8 protein-coding genes (1 of these 8 running past the window's edge) are annotated in these 16,084 nt (G+C 61.1%); 2 read left to right on the top strand and 6 right to left on the bottom strand.

From position 1 onward, the window contains the following. Positions 1-171: 171 nt before the first annotated feature. From B9Z51_RS12715 to B9Z51_RS12700, 4 genes are all read right to left on the bottom strand, one after another. Positions 172-675, bottom strand: coding sequence for a cyclic nucleotide-binding/CBS domain-containing protein (locus tag B9Z51_RS12715; protein ID WP_108375301.1), 504 nt, complete (start codon positions 673-675; stop codon positions 172-174). Next, the gene (locus B9Z51_RS12710) at positions 672-974 is read right to left on the bottom strand and encodes a hypothetical protein (protein WP_146187763.1); all 303 of its coding nucleotides are present in this window, start codon (positions 972-974) and stop codon (positions 672-674) included. The genes B9Z51_RS12715 and B9Z51_RS12710 overlap by 4 nt, the downstream gene beginning before the upstream one ends. A 1,239-nt stretch (positions 975-2,213) precedes the next feature. Next, positions 2,214-2,927 (bottom strand): YebC/PmpR family DNA-binding transcriptional regulator, encoded by a 714-nt coding sequence (locus B9Z51_RS12705; RefSeq protein WP_108375297.1) that lies wholly within the window; start codon positions 2,925-2,927, stop codon positions 2,214-2,216. A 233-nt stretch (positions 2,928-3,160) separates the two neighbouring features. Beyond that, positions 3,161-4,273 carry an aromatic ring-hydroxylating dioxygenase subunit alpha gene (locus tag B9Z51_RS12700; RefSeq protein ID WP_108375295.1) on the bottom strand — a complete coding sequence of 371 codons (1,113 nt, stop codon included), beginning with the start codon at positions 4,271-4,273 and terminating at the stop codon, positions 3,161-3,163. A gap of 188 nt (positions 4,274-4,461) precedes the next feature. Between B9Z51_RS12700 and B9Z51_RS12695 the strand changes: the two genes are divergently transcribed. Beyond that, positions 4,462-5,238: a nucleotidyltransferase family protein gene (locus B9Z51_RS12695; RefSeq protein WP_233254956.1), complete on the top strand. Its 777-nt coding sequence runs from the start codon at positions 4,462-4,464 to the stop codon at positions 5,236-5,238. Positions 5,239-6,130: 892 nt separating this feature from the next. Then, positions 6,131-6,640, top strand: coding sequence for a transposase (locus tag B9Z51_RS12685; RefSeq protein WP_108375291.1), 510 nt, complete (start codon positions 6,131-6,133; stop codon positions 6,638-6,640). Positions 6,641-6,976: 336 nt separating this feature from the next. Here B9Z51_RS12685 and B9Z51_RS12680 read toward each other — a convergent pair whose 3' ends face one another. Together B9Z51_RS12680 and B9Z51_RS19015 are read right to left on the bottom strand one after the other, a co-directional pair. After that, positions 6,977-7,165 carry a hypothetical protein gene (locus B9Z51_RS12680; protein WP_108375289.1) on the bottom strand — a complete coding sequence of 63 codons (189 nt, stop codon included), beginning with the start codon at positions 7,163-7,165 and terminating at the stop codon, positions 6,977-6,979. 910 nt (positions 7,166-8,075) lie between these two features. Next, positions 8,076-16,084, bottom strand: partial view of an Ig-like domain-containing protein gene (locus B9Z51_RS19015; RefSeq protein WP_108375285.1) — the 3' end only. It continues 25,060 nt past the right edge of the window; the window shows 8,009 of its 33,069 coding nt (coding positions 25,061-33,069); the start codon falls outside the window, past its right edge — the gene reads right to left on this strand; the stop codon is at positions 8,076-8,078.

The following is a 16,084-nucleotide window of genomic DNA, read 5'->3' as shown; positions in this document are numbered from 1 at the left end:
TGCGCCCCGCCCTCTGGAACGATAACGCTTCTTTTGGGCAATCCCTGGGGTGATCCTCTCGTGACACACCCATCAGCCCGACCAGTTCGCTGGCCGGGCTTGATTTTTTTGGGGGGTGCTTGTTCGTTTTTACGGGTCACACTGCCCAGTGAACATGCCCTGTCCAACAAGTCAGGGTTCATGCTGCGCCAGGTACATGTCGCCAGCCAGCTCGTTGGGGTTGAACATGGGAGATGTGCGGGTGGTTTCCAGGTCAATGCCAATGCGCAGGGCCTGCGCCAGTCCACCCAAGTCATCGGCCAAAGCACTCAGCACATCATCGAGGGACAACAAACCCATCAAGCGGCCATTGGGCTCGGTGACAAAAATACGCCGCACGCCGTACTTTTGCATGGCTGCAATGGCTTCATGCACCGTGGCGCTGCCGGGCACACCAATCAACTGCGCCTGACTGTAGGCCCCAATCGGGTGCTCGCTGGGCGAGCGCCCCTGCGCCAGCAGATTGACCACCAGATCCCGGTCAGTCACCACACCCACCACCCGGGCCGGGTCTTCCGCATCGGTCAGGGCCAGCGCCCCCACATGATTGACACGCATCAATTCGGCCGCTTTTTGCACAGAAGCTTCAACACTGACCGAGAGGATGTCGCGTTGACACAGTTCAGACAAATTCATGGCCCCATCCTCACCAGCCGATCCTTCATGCTGCCTTCAACCCACAGGTCTTTGCCTTTGCCCAACAAGGTCTGATAGTCGTGGTCCAAGAGCATTTTCTGGTTCAGGGCGAGTGACTGATCGACGCTGTCAAAGTCCATGAACCAATGGACCTTGGCTTGACCAAAGGTCTCTGTGCCAAAGCGCATCTTGGTGTGGTAGGTCTTGTTCACGTAAGCGCATACCTCCGTCGCAAACCGAATGGCAGCACTCATGGAGGCAGCAGTCTTGACGTGTATGGTCCGGGTATAGAGGTGCATGTCGCGCTCCTGTCACACAAGGAATGGTTTCATCTTGTCGCCAGGCCCGACGCGTGTCGGTGCGTTCAGTCACTTGGGGACTGCTCAAAAAATACTCAACAATCCATTCTGATTTGAAGGGTTGATTGACCTGTGGCGTTTGGATTTGGCATTGCGGGAAAGCGCACCTGTCGGACTCTTCGAGTGCCGACCTACAAAACGCAGCGCCGTCGCAGGTCGGTGGTCGAAGACCCCGACATTTTTCTGATTGACCTGTGCCGTCTGGTTTTGGCGTTGCGGGTCAACGGGCACCTGTCGGACTCTTCGAGTACCGACCTACAAAACGCAGCGACGTCGTAGGTCGGTGGTCGAAGACCCCGACATTTTTCTGATTGACCTGTGCCTTCTGGTTTTGGCGTTGCGTGTCAACGGACACCTGTCGGACTCTTCGAGTACCGACCTACAAAACGCAGTGCCATCGTAGGTCGGTGGTCGAAGACCCCGACTTGGGGTTGATTGACCTGTGGCGCTTGGATTTGGCGTTCCCCTTCAAAGCGCACATGTCGGACTCTTCGAGTGCCGACCTACAAAACGCAGCGCCGAAGTAGGTCGGTGGTCGAAGACCCCGACGTGGGGTTGATTGACCTGTGGCGCTTGGATTTGGCGTTCCCCTTCAAAGCGCACCTGTCGGACTCTTCGAGTACCGACCTACAAAACGCAGCGCCGTCGTAGGTCGGTGGTCGAAGACCCCGACATGGGGTTGATTGACCTGTGCTGTCTGGTTTTGGCGTTGCGGGTCAACGGACACCTGTCGGACTCTTCGAGTACCGACCTACAAATCGCAGCGCCGTCGTAGGTCGGTGGTCGAAGACCCCGACATTTTTCTGATTGACCTGTGCCGTCTGGTTTTGGCGTTGCGTGTCAACGGACACCTGTCGGACTCTTCGAGTACCGACCTACAAAACGCAGTGCCATCGTAGGTCGGTGGTCGAAGACCCCGACATTTTTCTGATTGACCTGTGCCTTCTGGTTTTGGCGTTGCGGGTCAACGGGCACCTGTCGGACTCTTCGAGTGCCGACCTACAAATCGCAGCGCCTTCGTAGGTCGGTGGTCGAAGACCCCGACATTTTTCTGATTGACCTGTAACGTCTGGTTTTGGCGTTGCGGGTCAACGGGCACATGTCGGACTCTACAAGTGCCGACCTGTGGATATGCCAAAAAAAAGGGCCTGTCAGGCCCTTTGTCGGTATCGGGTGTTGTTAGCCCGACAAACCCACAAACACGTTCTGCACGTCGTCGTTGTTGTCGATGGCGCCCAAAAAAGCTTCGACTTCTTCGAGTTGCTCGGGGCTCAGATTGGCCGGGTCGACCGGGTTTTTCGGTTTGTAACCCAGCTTGGCAGACACCACGGTGAAGCCAAAATTGGGCAGGGCGCGGCTGACGAGGTCCAGGTCGGTCGCTTCGGTGATGAACACCGTCACGCCGTCTTCATCCGCGGGCTCAAAGTCCTGTGCGCCCGCTTCGATGGCGGCCAGCTCGGCATCGGCCCCGGCTTGTGCGGGTTCGGCCTCGATCATGCCCACATGGTCAAAGTCCCAGGACACCGAGCCGGACGTGCCCTGCTGGCCTTTGCGAAACAAGACGCGCATCTCGGACGCGGTGCGGTTCACGTTGTCGGTCAACACTTCGATCATCACCGGCACCTGGTGGGGGGCAAAACCTTCGTAAATCACGCGGTCAAAACTCACGGCATCGCCCAGCAAGCCTGCACCTTTCTTGATGGCGCGCTCCAGCGTTTCCTTGGGCATGGAGACTTTGCGTGCCTGTTCGACCACCAGACGCAAGCGTGAATTGGCGGCCGGGTCGGCGCCATTGCGGGCAGCGATCATGATGTCTTTGGCCAATCGACCAAACAATTTGCCTCTAGCGTCGGCGGCTTGCGCCTTGCCCTTTGCTTTCCACTGTGCGCCCATGGGGAATGTTCCTAAGGTTGTCGGCTGACGCTTTGCGCCGCGTTGGCCGGGGGTCATTGATGCGGGGGCGCGCTCAGCAAAAGCGAGCTGTGTGCCCGAAGAGGCCCAAGTTTAAACGCCGTGGGGTGTTGTGCCCGTGGCGGTGCTTGACCCATCAAACGTCGGACTCTTCGAGTGCCGACCTGCGAGGGCGTTGGGGTTTGCAGGTCGGTGGTCGAAGACTCCGACATGCATCACTTGCAGGTCGATGACGCGGATGGGGTTTCTTTTTGTTGGCGGGCCAGCAGGTAGCGGCGCATGGCCACGGCGGGGGCGTCGGCGGCGACGGAAAACTCGTACAACTCGTTGGGCGGGGTGTTGGCCAGCGCTTGCTCTTGTAGCGCCAGGCCTTCGACGTCTTCGTTGAAGGCGACAAACAGCTGGTCGTGCATGAACTGGGTGGTGTCCGGGTCGTTCAGGGCAAAGTCGCGGCCATGCACGATGAAGTAATGCGTCGTCGTCGCGGTCTCGGGGGTCGGCATGTGCGCCGTGCGGATGCGAAACGTCGGGCGCTCGGACTCGGGCAGTTGGCAGTCGTAGAAAGTCACCGACACCTCGTGGATGCCCACACTGCGAAACGCCGAGCGCACAATCCGCGCCGCCTGGCCCTGCCCCGTCAGCCCCGTCGGAATGGCCCAGACCGGGGGCAGCGTGGTGGGCACCACGTTGCGCAACAAGGCAAATTGGCCGTCGCCCAACTCGGACTGGAAAGCGGCCTTGGCATAGTCGGGCGTGCCAAAGCTCTTGGCGTGCAAAAAGCTCAGGTGCGTCAGGTCGAGCAGGTTTTCGTGCAAGCGCACATAGCTGGCCTGCAAGCTCAAAAAACCCTGCGACTTTTCCCACAGCGGATCAACCATCCAGTCCTGATCGGGCAATTTGGACAGATCGGCCTCCCCGGCCTCGCCCATCCAGATCCAGACCACGGCGCCCCGCTCGTGCGTGCGGTAAGCCTTGACGCCGACGTTTTGCGGACAGGTCGATTGCGAAGGCACTTCAATGCAGTTGCCCTGCGCGTTGAAACGTAAGCCGTGGTAGCCGCACACCAACGTGTCACGCTCCAGCGTGCCCGCCGAAAGCGGCATCGAGCGGTGCGGGCAGCGGTCTTCGAGCGCCACCACCTGCTGATCGGACGTGCGGTACAGGACGAGACGTCGGCCGAGCAAGGTGCGAGCCAGCAATTGGTCCTTGATCTCGTTGCCGAATGCGGCCACGTACCAGTCATTGAAGATGAAAGGCGTGTGGCGATCGGCCAGGCGCTCCGAGGCCGCCTGCGCCGCCGCAATGACCTTCAAGGGGGGTCGTGTCATGTGTTTTGTCTCCAACAAAGGTCAGGCCGGGGGGGGGCTGCCCTGGATTGTTCGCGTCCAGATTTTGACTTTAGCCGAGATTTTTGGCGGAGCGTCGGATTTGCTGGCACCTGTCGGACTCTTCGCGTACCGACCTACGCGGCAGATCTGTGGGCGAAGGGTCTGTGCGGACGTGGCAACATCCGGGAATGGATCATTTCGACAATTCAATTTCTTCACCTGGCCTGGCTCAGGCCATGGTGCTGGCGGCGGGGCGCGGTGAGCGCATGCGGCCGCTGACCGACACCACCCCCAAGCCTTTGCTGCCCGTGCGCGGCCAGGCCCTCATGCAATGGCCCATGCAAGCGCTGGCGCGAGACGGCTTCACCCGGCAACTGATCAACACCGCCTGGCTGGGCGAGCGCATCACCGAACATTTCGGCGCGCAAACCGCCTGGCCGGGCCTGCCGGCTGTGACGCTGGCTTATTCGCACGAAGGCCTGGATTTTGGACACGCCCTCGAAACCGCAGGTGGCATCGTGCGGGCCTTGCCGCACTTGGGCGAGGTGTTTTGGGTGGTGGCGGGCGATGTCTTCGTGCCCGACTTCCGTTTTGACCGCGAATCCATGGCACGTTTTGTCGCAAGCGAAGCACTGGCGCACCTGTGGCTCGTGCCCAATCCAGTACACAACCCGGGGGGTGACTTCGGATTGTCGGGCGACGGCCAAGTTCTGAATCTGCCCAAAGGCCATGCCGAGCGGCGGCACACATTCAGCACCATCGCGCTGTACAAACGCGCATTTTTTGACAGCGCCCGCACCGGCATCGCGCCGGGCAACCCCACAGGCATCAGCGCCGCCTTGGCTCCACTGCTGCGCACCGCCATGGACCAAGGACAAGTCACCGGCCAGACCTACCTCGGCGCCTGGACAGACGTGGGCACACCCGAGCGCTTGCACCAACTCAACGACGCTGCCGTCTCGTAGGTCGGTGGTCGCAGACCCCGACATTTTGTTGATTGACCGGTGACGCCATTTTGGGGCGATGGTGGTGCATCGGGCAGATGTCGGACTCTTCGAGTGCCGACCTACGAGGTTGGTGGGGATTTGATTGGCAGCGCCGTTTGTTTGGGCGTGCGGCGGTTCGCAGGTCGGTGGTCGCAGACCCCGACATTTTGTTGATTGACCGGTGACGCCATTTTTGGGCGATGGTGGTGCATCGGGCAGATGTCGGACTCTTCGAGTGCCGACCTACGAGGTTGGTGGGGATTTGATTGGCAACGCCGTGTGTTTGGGCGTGTGGTGGTTCGCAGGTCGGTGGTCGCAGACCCCGACATTGGGTTGATTGACCGGTGACGCCATTTTGGGGCGATGGTGGTGCATCGGGCAGATGTCGGACTCTTCGAGTGCCGACCTACGAGGTTGGTGGGGATTTGATTGGCAACGCCGTTTGTTTGGGCGTGCGGTGGTTCGCAGGTCGGTGGTCGCAGACCCCGACATTTTGTTGATCAACCGGTGACGCCATTTTTAGGCGATGGTGGTGCATCGGGCAGATGTCGGACTCTTCGAGTACCGAACTACGAGGTTGGTGGGGATTTGGTTGGCAACGCCGTGTGTTTGGGCGTGCGGTGGTTCGTAGGTCGGTGGTCGCAGACCCCGACATTTTGTTGATTGACCGGTGACGCCATTTTGGGGCGATGGTGGTGCATCGGGCAGATGTCGGACTCTTCGAGTGCCGACCTACGAGGTTGGTGACATTTTGTAGGTCGGTGGTCGCAGACCCCGACATTGGGTTAATGGACCCTGAGGCCCTTCTGGGGCTTGACCCTTGTCAAGCCCGGTCTGAGAATTTCAGGCACAAAAAAACAAGGGGGATGTGATGCAATACCGGCGGTCATTGGTGGCGGGCGGGACATATTTTTTCACCTTGGTCACACACGGACGGGCACCATGGTTTGCCCATGCGCCCTGGGTCGATGCGCTGGGTGAGGCCATGCGGCATGTGCGGCAAACGCATCCCTTTGAAACGCTGGCCATTGCGGTCATGCCCGATCACCTGCACTGCCTTTGGCGGCTTCCCGAAGGCGACGCGGATTACGCCACACGCTGGATGCTGATCAAACAAACGGTCACGCGCTGCATACGCGCCCAACATCCCGGCGCCAAAGTGTGGCAAGACCGCTTTTGGGAACACACCATCCGCAACGACAACGACTACGCAGTGCATTGCAATTACATCCATTTCAACCCCGTCAAACACGGCCTGGTCGCGCAAGCCAGCGATTGGCAGCACAGCTCCTTTGCGCGTTTCGTCGCCGAAGGCATTTACGACACCGCATGGGGTGTCAGCGCCATGCCCCGCATGCCGATCGTGTCACCAGGCGAGTGAGGCCTCAGGACCGGGTGTTTTTACGGGGGCGGTGACACACGGCATGTGTGTATGGATGTGCCATGTCCGTGGGTGTATGGGGCGTGCGGCGGTTTGTAGGTCGGTGGTCGCAGACCCCGACATTGGGTTAATCGACCGGTGACGCCTTTTTTGGGCGATGGTGGTGCATCGGGCAGATGTCGGACTCTTCGAGTGCCGACCTACGCGCTTGTTGGGGATTTGGTTGGCAACGCCGTTTGTTTGGGCGTGTAGCGGTTCGTAGGTCGGTGGTCGCAGACCCCGACATTTTGGTTAATGGACCGGTGACGTGCGGGGTCAAGGCGGCGCCCGACGTTTTCAGGCGGCGACGAGGGTGTCGTAGAGGTCTTGTTGGGTCAGGCCGGAGGCGGGGGCGGTGGCGACGAGGATGCGCGCGAGCAAGGCGGTGCTCAGGGCGCTCGACAGGTCGTGGAGTTGGTGGTTTTCGATGATGTCGGTCAGGCCGTCGGCAATGGCTTGTTCGCTTTGGTAGGTGGTGGTGTTCATTTTGAAATTCCCTTGTTAAGTTGTGGTGAGTGAAAGTGTTATGCCCGGTTTGCGCGGTGTGGTTCTATCTGGCCCATGTCGGACTCTTCGAGTGCCGACCTACGAGGTTTGTGGTGTTTTGCAGGTTGGTGGTCGGGGACTCTGGCGATGGGTTTATCTGGCCCATGTCGGACTCTTCGAGTGCCGACCTACGAGGTTTGTGGTGTTTTGCATGTTGGTGGTCGGGGACTCCGGCGATGGGTTTATCTGGCCCATGTCGGACTCTTCGAGTGCCGACCTACGAGGTTTGTGGTGTTTTGCAGGTCGGTGGTCGGGGACTCTGGCGATGGGTTGATCGGGCCGTTATGCCTGATGGGGTGGGTTGTTGGTGTTGCTGGTATTAATGCTGTTGATATGTTGCTTGGCTCTTACAAAATAAAACAATTAAAAGCTCCAATTCGTATCATTTTGGTCTGTTTAAATGAATTACTAAGGTCACATTTGTTTATGATTGCAAAAGTAATTTTTGAATACAAAAGATGAACTTCAGAACTTCAGATTCGGATGGTGTGGTGAGCAAGCCTCAGTGGGTGACGGCACAAGCCGGGCGTGTGGGCGCCAGGTTGGTGGGTAGGGTGTGGCGGTTTGTTCAAACACGTTTGCGGGTGGCGCGGATTTGTTGGCGGTTTCAAAAACAGGGGTTGTCGAAGGCTTGGGGGGTCAATGACCCGACTGGCGCCTCCGGTGGTTTGGGCGGTTGGTGGTGGCAAGCCCCAGCGTCGCAGCGCACCACGGTGCGCAAGCGGGCAGGGGTTTGAGGGGTGACAGCGGTATTCGCAGGTCGGTGGTTGGAGATGTCGACATGGGGTTTGCACGCCATGTCGGGGTCTGCGACCGCCGACCTGCAAAAGGCCGACCTGCGGGTTGCCGCTTACACCTGGCTGACCAGCACCAGATCGTCGACCAGCAGCTGGTTGGCGGTGGTGTTGTGGTTGTAGGCGGTGTAGCTGTGGCCACTTGCGACGACGTGGGTGGCAGAAGCCGTCCAGTTGGTCAGGTCGCTCAGGACGAGCTTGTCGCCTGCGTCGCCGTCGACCATCAACTGGTTCTTGGCCACCTGGGCGGCCAGGCCGCTGGTGGTGTTGGACGCGTTGAAGACGTTCGAGCTGTTGGCGTGTTGCAGCATGTCGGTCAGGTTGAGCTTGAGGGTGTTGTTGCCGCTGCCCGTCAGGTCGATCTTCTCGATGTTGTGCAAAGCCACTTCGCTCACGGTGCTCAGGTCCATCACGATGGCGCTGCCGTCGAGCTTGACCGTGTCGATGCCGGTGCCGCCATCGATGCGCTCGATGTTTTGTGCGGAGCCTGCGTCGTCGAGCTTGGCCACGTTGTCGGCGTTGAGCACGAAGGTGTCGTTGCCTCGGCCGCCGTACAGCACGTCGGCGCCGCCGCCACCGATCAAGGTGTCGTTGCCGTCACCGCCGATCAGCTGGTTGTTGCCCGTGGTGCCGGTCAGGGTGTCGGCTGCGGCGGTGCCGATCGCGTCGCCCACACCGAAGACGGTGTTGGTGACCTCGGACATGCCGCCAAAGACCACATAGACACGGCCCACGTCGGTGCCGCCGATGTCGGAATACACCGAGCCCATGATGATGTCGGAGAAGCCGTCACCGTTGAGGTCGCCAAAGCCCAGGGGCTCGAAGTGCGCGTTAACGCCTGCCGTGCCGGTGCCTATGCCCACGGTGCCACTGGAGCCCAGTTGCTCGCTGGCACAGCCGCCGTTGATGACAAAGCCCATTTGCTTGTTGCTCAGGTCGGACACCTGCACGATGGTGGTGTCGGTGCGGCCATAGATCACATAGACCGAGCCCGCGCTGGCACCGGCTGCACCGTCGGCCGCATGGGCCACGACCAGCAAGTCGGACAAGCCGTCGCCGTTGACGTCACCAGCGTTGTACACCGTGTTGCCCAACTGGCCGCTGGCCTCCATGCCCGCGATGCCGAAACCACCTGTGCCAACAAAGCCTGGTGCGTTCACGGTCGTGGCATCGGGCATCAAGGAAGAGCTACGGACAATGCCGCCATCGCTCTTACCAAACACAACATAGGATCGACCTGCGCCGGTCAAGCCATTGGTCGTGAAGTTGTAGGTACCAATCAGCAAGTCAGCAAGGCCGTCGCCGTTGACATCTCCTGCGCCCGAAGCTGAGTAACCGAAGGCATCGCCTGCGCTGGCAGACATGATGATGAAGCCCTCGGTGCTGGTGCCGGTTCTCAAACCGCTGACCTTAACGATGGCTGTGTTGCTCTTACCGAAGACCACATAGGCTTCGCCGTTGTCAGTACCACCTGCAAAGTCGTTCAATGGCGCTGTGACCAAGATGTCGGCCAGGCCGTCACCGTTCACGTCGCCAGCCATGTCCACCTGCCAGCCCAGGGTGGTCTGGGTGCTGACATTCAGGTTGACGATGGCAAAGCCGCCGGTGCCCACAAAGTTGCTGGTCGCCTGCAAAGACACGGCAGGCGTGATCTGGCTCAGTTCCACCGCGTTGCCGCTGGTCTTGCCGAAGACCACGTAGGCCTGGCCACCCCAGTCGGCCGTGGGCGAGCTGGCATAGGCCGAGCTGACGATCAGGTCGTCCAGACCGTCGCCGTTGACGTCGCCGCCGCCGCTGACTTCGTGCGAGCTGTGGTCCGAAGTCGATTGGCCGTTGATCACAAAGCCAGCGGCATTGGGCGGGTTCGAAGTGGACAGCACATTCATGCTGGACAGCTCGATGTTGGCGCCCGAGGTCTTGCCAAAAATCACATAGCTGCGGCCTGTGCCTGCCCCTGCAGCGGTGGTCGTGTTTTGGGCGTTGATGATGAAGTCGGCCAGGCCGTCCCCGTTGACGTCGCCTGCCTTGGCCACCACGCTGCCCGCATAGGCGTTGGTCAACACCGAGTTGATGCCAAAGCCGTTGGTGCTGGTGCCGCTGGCAATTTGGCTCAAGCTCACGTTGGTCAGAGCGCTGCTGCCAAACACCACATAACCTTGGCCGGTGTTGGTGGAGGGGCTCTGGTCGGCATAAGACGCGCCAATCAGCATGTCTTCAAAGCCGTCGCCGTTGACGTCGCCAATGCCGGCCACCGAGCCGGTGTTGACTTCAAAGCCGTTGATGGCGATGCCGTATTTGGCGGTGGGCAAGGTGTTGGGCGTGCTGCCGCCGGTCATGAAGAAGCCTTCGACCTCGAACTGGTAGTTCACCGTCAAGTCAGGCGATTTGGGCGACAGGGTGCCGTCACTCCACTCCAGCTGGGTGGTCACAATCACGTTGCCCGTGGGTTGGCTGCGAATGATGTCGGCGCTCACGTTGACGACGAGCTTGCCAGCGTCGATGTCGGCTTGTGTCAGCACCTTGACCACTTCGGCCGTGCCCCAGAACACATGCACCTTGTCACCCGCAAACACAACCCGATCGGACCGCATGTTGTTCACGGTCGCGTAATTCACGGTGACATCGGTGCCGCCGTTGATGAACTCGTGGGTGAACAGCGCGTTGTCAACGGTGGTGGTCACCGCGCCGGTGGTCTGCGTGGTGGTGAACTTGGCCTCAGGGATACCGCTCATATCGACGTTGATGCCTGCACCATTGACTGCCCAAGGCAGGCTGTTGATGGTGGGGCGAGACGGGGTGAAGTCGAAATAGATGGGGTAATCGACCGACTGGGCCAGCACAGCCGCATCGGCAGCGCCACTTTCCAGCAAACTGGTGCGTCCGGCGACATAACTCAGGTAGTCCTTGGCGCCCACGGTGGCCGAAATGGCGTTGAGTTCAGCCGTGGTCATGAAGATTTCCACATAACCTGCGGTCAGGTCAGCGGCCGTCAGCACCACAGGCGCAAAGGTCACACCGCCGAAGGTGTAGCTCACCGCATTGCCTGCCACTGCGCCGGTGCCGGTCAGCTCCAGGCGGGCTTTGACGCCGCCGTCCGAGCTGATTTCGCTGGTCGCGATGCCGCGTGCCATCTCGCCTGCGGCCAGGTTCAAGGTGGGGGCAAAGTGCAGGCTCACGTCGTTGTCCACCAGCACTTGTTCGGTGGTGTAGACATTGCGCAGCACGCGGTAGGTGCCGCCGTTGTTTTGCACGGTGCCGGCCAAATACCAGTCGCCGTCCACACGGGCTGAGTCGGTGGTGCCGCCTTCGATCAAGATTTGGCGGCCGGTGTTGACCGTGCCCCAGGCTGCGCTGCTGGTGGCTGCCGCGTTGGTGGCCGCCACCCAGCCGGTGAAGCCGGTGTTGGTGTTGAACACGTTGGCATTGCCCAGCTCGTGGGTGTCGAACTCGTTGATCGTCAGGGTGTTGCCCCCGTTGTTCATGTCGATGCGTTCCACACCTTTGATGACGCCTTCTTTGACCTGCGTGAAGTCCATGTTGATGGCCGTGCCGTCAAAGCGCAGGGTGTCGATGCCGGTGCCGCCGTCCACGCGGGCCAGGGTCTGGCCTTCGGGCACGCCGCCCACCGGGGTGCGCAGGTTGCCCAGGTTGTCGCCTGTCAGCACCAACACGTCGTTGCCCTGGCCGCCATACAGCACGTCGCTGCCGCCATTGCCCACCAGGGTGTCGTTGCCCTGACCGCCGACCAGGTTGTTGCCGCCCGCAGTGCCGGTCAGGGTGTCGTTGGCGGCGGTGCCAATGGCGTCGCCGTTTTCCAGGTCAAACGAGTTCATGGTGGCTTCGCTCAGACCGCCATAGATGATGTAGACGCGGCCCACACCGGAGTCGGGTGCGCCGACCATGATGTCGCTGAAGCCGTCGCCGTTGTAGTCGCCATGGCCCAGCACCACGTCTTTGTCGATGTACGAATCGGCCCCGCCGGTGTTGCCCATGCCAAAGCTGGCGCAGTTGCCGTTGATGACGAAGGCGCGGCCATCGTAGGCGGCTTCGGACAGGTTGATGACCGAGGTGTCGGTCTTGCCGTAGACCACATACAAGCTGCCCGACTGGGCGCCTGCAATGTCGCTGCCCGGTGCCGCCACCAAGAGGTCGGACAAGCCGTCGCCGTTGATGTCACCAGCGGCATACACCGAGTAGCCGGCGTTGTCGGCGGCACTGGCGCCCTGGATGGCAAAGCCCCCTGTGGCCTCAAAGCTGTTGCTGTCCACGTCGGTCTTGAGCGGGGTGATGTTGCTCAGGTAGATGGCCGCGCCATCGGCCTTGCCAAAGACCACGCGGGCCACGCCGTTGTCGGTCAAGCCGTTGGCATCGTTGAGTTGCGAGCCAATGATCAGGTCGGCCAGGCCGTCGCCGTTGACGTCGCCTGCGGCGGCCACGCTGTAGCCCGTCTTGGCTTGGTCGCCATAGATGACAAAACCTTCGCTGCTGATGCCGGAGTGCAAGCTGCTGACTTGCACGGCCTGGCTGCCGGTTTTGCCAAACACCAGGTAGGAGGTGCCAAAGTCGGTGCCTGAGGTGTTCTCCTGGTAGGCGCTGACCAGCATGTCGTCCAGGCCGTCACCGTTGACGTCGCCCACAAACGCGCTGCTGTAGCCAAAACGGGCGCTGGCCTCGGAGCCGTTCATGAGCACAAAACCGCCGGTGCCCACAAAGCTGGGGGTGGCCAGCGAAATGTTGGGCGGCGTCATCTCCGACAGGAAAACGGCTTTGCCGTCGGTCTTGCCGTAGACCACATAACTCAGACCCGCGTCGCTGGCGGTCAGATCGCTCATGGGCATGTTCAACATGATGTCGTCCAGGCCGTCGCCGTTGACGTCGGCACCGCCCGAAATGCTCATGCCCGCATAGTCTTGCACGACCGTGCCAAAAATGGCGAAACCGTCGGTGTTGTTGAGCGCATCGGCCCGGTTCAGGTTGGCGATGGTGGACAGGTTGAACGCTGCATTGCCTGTGCGGCCAAAGACCACATAGGCGCGGCCCACGTCTTTGATATCGTCGGCCAGGCTGTCTGCGCCCATGCTCGAGACGATGAAGTCGCCCAAGCCGTCGCCGTTGACGTCACCCGCATTGGCCATTTGACGGAAGTATTTGTTGATCTGGTAAACACTGGAGCCACTGTCGGTCGCCCCTGTTCCCGTGCTAGCGATCTGGAAGCCGGGCACGCTGGTGCCCACGTTGGACAGCACGATCGGCTGAGGGTTGCTGGAACCATAGACCAGATAGCCCTGACCGGCGTTTGAAGAACCTGTGGGGAAGCCGACGAGCACGTCTTCGTAGCCGTCGCCGTTGATGTCGCCCACGCCGGTGATGGTGGCACCCGCGGTGCCAGCCCCTGCAAAGGACACGCCGTACTGCGCAGTGGGCAGGGCGTTGGCGGTGGTGACACCGTTTTGTGTGAACCAGCCGTCGAGCTGGAACTTGTAGGTCACTTCCACCTCGGGCGCGGCAATCGAGAAGCTGCCGTTTTGCTCGATCTGGGCACTGACCACCACCGGGCCTGGCGGCTGCAGGCGGATGATCTCAAACGGCACGGTGATGTCGATGTACTTGTTGGTGAGGTTGGTGGCTGTGACCGTGGCCACGACTTCGCCGTCGCCAAAGAACAGGTGCACTTTGTCGCCCAACAAGGCAGGCATCTTGGCGCCCGGCACGCCTGCGGTGGGCAGCTGCACGCGCACGGTGGTGCCGCCGTTGATGACCTCGCTGGTGTAGATGGCGTTGTCCACGGTGGTGGTGATGACGCCGGTGGTCTCGTTCATGGCGAACTTGGCCTCGGGGATGCCGCTCAGGTCAGAGCTGCGGCCCAGGGCGGTGTCGGCCCAGGTCAAGGTGTTGATGGTCGGCTGGGTCGGACGGAAGTCGGCCAGGATCGGGTACTCGGACGAGTCGCCCAGCACCGGGCCGGTGTCTGACGCGTACAGCGTGGTGTGCAGGTTGATGCGGCCCAGCGAGTCGAGTTTGGCCGGGGCCGACTCGGCGGTGATGGTGGCTTCGGGCACAAACACGGTGATGAAACCGGCTGCGATGTCGGCGGCTGTGAGCACCTGGCGGGTGCTGGTGGCGCTGGTGGTGTTCAGGTCAATCTGCGCGGTGCCCCAGCGGAAGTCGACCGCGTTGCCCGCCACTGCACCGGTGCCCAGCAAGCTGAGCTTGACGGTGGTGCCGCCATCGGTGAGTTTTTCGGCATATTCAATGCCACCGGCCATTTCGCCGTAGTTCAGGTCGATGGTGGGCGCCATGTTGAGCGACACCTCGTTGTCGACCAGCACCTGCTCTTTGTTGAACACGTTTTGCAGCACCTTGTAGGTGGTGGTGACGTTGCTGACGACGGGGTTGCCATCGGCGTCCATCGTGGTCACGGCTTCGGTCTTTTGCACGGTGCCCGAGAACATCCAGTCACCGTCCACGCGGGCGTGGTCGGTCAGCACGGTGCCGTCGTCCAGCGTGGTGGTGCCACCTTCAATCAGCATCTGGCGGCCGGTGTTGACCGCGCCCCAGCCTGCGGGGGCACCGGTGGTGGTGCCGGTCCAGCCGGTGGTGGTGTTGAAGACGTTCGAAGACCCCATCTGGTTCACATCTTTTTCATTGATGATCACCTGGTTGCCGCCGCCGGCCAGGTCGATGCGTTCGACGCTGTCGATGACGGTGTCGCGCAGGGTGCGCAGGTCCAGCGTGATGGGCTTGGTCGGGTCGTCCGAGTTGTCCAGGCGCAGGGTGTCGGTGCCGGTGCCGCCGGTGATGCGCAGCACGTTTTGTGCGTCGCCGGTTTTGCCGATCATGTCCACGTTGTCGCGGTCGAGCACGATCACGTCGTTGCCCCGGCCTGCGTACAGCACGTCGGCGCCGCCTGCACCCACCAGGGTGTCGTTGCCGTCGCCGCCCACCAGCTGGTTGTTGCTGCCGTCGCCGGTCAGCAGGTCTGCGCCTGCGGTGCCAATGGCGTCGCTGTTGTTGGGGTCAAACACGGCGTTGGTGGCTTCGCTCATGCCGCCAAAGATCACATAACTGCGGCCCTTGTCTGAACCCGAGGCGTTGTCGGTGGCGCCTGCGTTGACCACGATGTCGTCAAAGCCATCGCCGTTGATGTCACCAAACGACAGCGGCGTATGCTTGAGTGGCTTGCTCACGTAAGACCAATCTTCAGCGGTGCTGTTCATCAGGGCCTGACCCGAGCCCAGCCAGTCTGAAGCGCAGGCGCCATTGATGCGGAAGCCGCCTTGCTTGTTGGCCAGCTCACTCAGGTTCACGGTGTGGGTGTCGGTGCGGCCATACACCACAAAGACACTGCCAGAGTTGTTGCCGTTGCGGTCTGACAGGGGCGCTGCCACCAACACATCGGCCAGGCCGTCGCCGTTGATGTCGCCTGCACCAGACACGGTCCAGCCCGCCCAATCCTGGGATTTTTCACCCTGGATGGTGAAGCCACCAGAACCGATCTTGGCGCCCGAGTTCAAGTCGTTGGCCTTGGGTGCAATGCTGCTCAGGTACACCCTGGCACCGTCTGCCTTGCCAAAGACCACGGTGGCTCTGCCGTTGTTGCTCAGGCCATTGGCATCGTTGTACATGCTGCCCAGGATCAGGTCGCCATAGCCGTCACCGTTGACGTCGCCCGCAGCGGCCACACTGTAGCCCGTCACGTATTGGTCACCATAGATGGCAAAGCCGTTGGTGCTGGTGCCGCTGGTGATGCTGGACAGGTTCAGGGCCTTGGTGTCGGACTTGCCGAACACCACATAGGCCATGCCGTTGTCGCTGCCGGTGGTGTCGTTTTTGCCGTTGCCGATGACGAAGTCTTCCAGGCCGTCGTTGTTGATGTCTCCAGCGCTGGCGACTGTCCAGCCTTGCAGGGTCTGGCCCGAGACTTTTTCGGCCATGATGGCAAAGCCGCCTGTGCCCACAAAGTCGGTGCGCTTGGAGCCGAAGCTCGGCGCCACAGACGAGACGTTGACCGCGTTGCCGCTGGTCTTGCCGAAGATGACGTATTCGGTGCCCGCGTCGGTGTAGC

It is taken from the genome of Limnohabitans sp. T6-5, assembly GCF_003063315.1.
Classification (GTDB): Bacteria; Pseudomonadota; Gammaproteobacteria; order Burkholderiales; family Burkholderiaceae_C; genus Limnohabitans_A.
This window is presented reverse-complemented; position numbering and strand designations above follow the sequence as displayed.